Origin of the sequence: Candidatus Darwinibacter acetoxidans, assembly GCF_041936445.1 — a bacterium.
Classification (GTDB): domain Bacteria; phylum Bacillota; class Limnochordia; order Darwinibacteriales; family Darwinibacteriaceae; genus DTU010.
Window position 1 is genome coordinate 1 of the sequence record NZ_JBHGXH010000018.1, and the last position, 1,321, is coordinate 1,321.

Sequence of the window (1,321 nt, forward strand, 5' to 3'; positions counted from 1 at the left end):
AAACGGCATCGCCCCCGGTGGCGTGCTGACAGACATTCCTCTTGTCATGCCGCCCTCCGATCCCTTCGGCTTTGAACGCACCAGCAGCCTTTTGACCCACTCCCCCAATATGGGTATGCCGGAGGATATCGCAAACGCCGCCCTGTTCCTGGCCAGCGATGAATCGAAGTTCGTAAACGGCGTCATCCTCACCTGCGACGGCGGCTGGACGACATTCTAAGAAACCTATGAGGTGGGACTAACATGACAAAGCAAGTATCGGTCATCACTGGCGGACATGGCGGCATGGGCAAAGCCATCGCGCGGGAGTTGGGCAAATCCAGCCTCCTGGTGCTTGCCGCAAGAAACGAGAAAAAACTTCTGGAAACACAAGCGGAGCTGGAGGAATATGGCTGCGAGATTCGTATTTTCCCGCTGGATATCCGGGACGAGTCCAAGGTCAAGGAGCTTGCCGACTTTGCAGCGTCTCTGGGCAATGTGGTAAACGTCATCCACACCTCGGGCGTATCCCCCGCCAACACCGGCACGGAGGATATCCTCACGATCAATGCTATGGGCACCATCTATCTCACGAATGCGTTTTACCCCATTCTGGCCGAAGGCGGTGTGCTAATCAATTTTGGTTCCGTGGCCGCCTACACCATCGAAGCTCCGGACGAGTGGTATGAGATATTTGACGAGTGCGAGGACGCGGGCTTCTATGACAAACTCAAGGAGCTGACAGCGCCCTTTCAGGATGACGAGTTTAGCTGCGCAGGCATAGCGTACACGATCTCCAAGCGCTTTGTAATATACTACACGCAGAAAAACACCGTGCGTTTCGCGAACAAAGGCTGCCGCATTTTATCTGTCTCCCCGGGATCCTACCTGACGCCTATGCATCAGGCGCTCATCGACAACCAGCCCGAAACCGCAGAAATGCAGAAAGAGTCCATCCCCTTCCGCCGTTGGGGCCATCCTTATGAGATTGCCGCGCTGACGGCATTTCTCTGCACTCCCGGCGCCGGCTTTATAAACGGCGTCGATATCCTTGCTGACGGCGGTCAGACCGCGAATACCTTTGTCAGCCAGCTTGGCGAGTAAACAGCCCCGGTCAGGCCCATTACGGCGCATCCAAGGCGGCGCTCACCTCCGCCACTCGGAACACCGCGTTCATGTATCTTGAGAAGCACATCCGTGTAAACGGCATCGCCCCCGGTGGCGTGCTGACAGACATTCCTCTTGTCATGCCGCCCTCCGATCCCTTCGGCTTTGAACGCACCAGCAGCCTTTTGACCCACTCCCCCAATATGGGTATGCCGGAGGATATCGCAAACGCCGC

Annotated in this window: 2 protein-coding genes and 1 pseudogene; all 3 read left to right on the forward strand. The window is 56.6% G+C overall.

The window, feature by feature from the left end; translation table 11 throughout:
• A partial coding sequence (locus ACE4YL_RS00500) for an SDR family oxidoreductase (protein WP_461368989.1) occupies positions 1-220 on the forward strand: 220 nt, incomplete at its 5' end.
• A gap of 23 nt (positions 221-243) precedes the next feature.
• Positions 244-1,083 (forward strand): SDR family oxidoreductase, encoded by an 840-nt coding sequence (locus tag ACE4YL_RS00505; protein WP_461368990.1) that lies wholly within the window; start codon positions 244-246, stop codon positions 1,081-1,083.
• Positions 1,084-1,139: 56 nt separating this feature from the next.
• Positions 1,140-1,321: pseudogene (locus ACE4YL_RS00510) on the forward strand (SDR family NAD(P)-dependent oxidoreductase); the annotation flags it as partial.

What these genes read in the sequence shown, in the direction of transcription:
- ACE4YL_RS00505 (WP_461368990.1), top strand. Translation starts at nt 244, where the DNA reads ATGACAAAGCAAGTATCGGTCATCACTGGCGGACATGGCGGCATGGGC.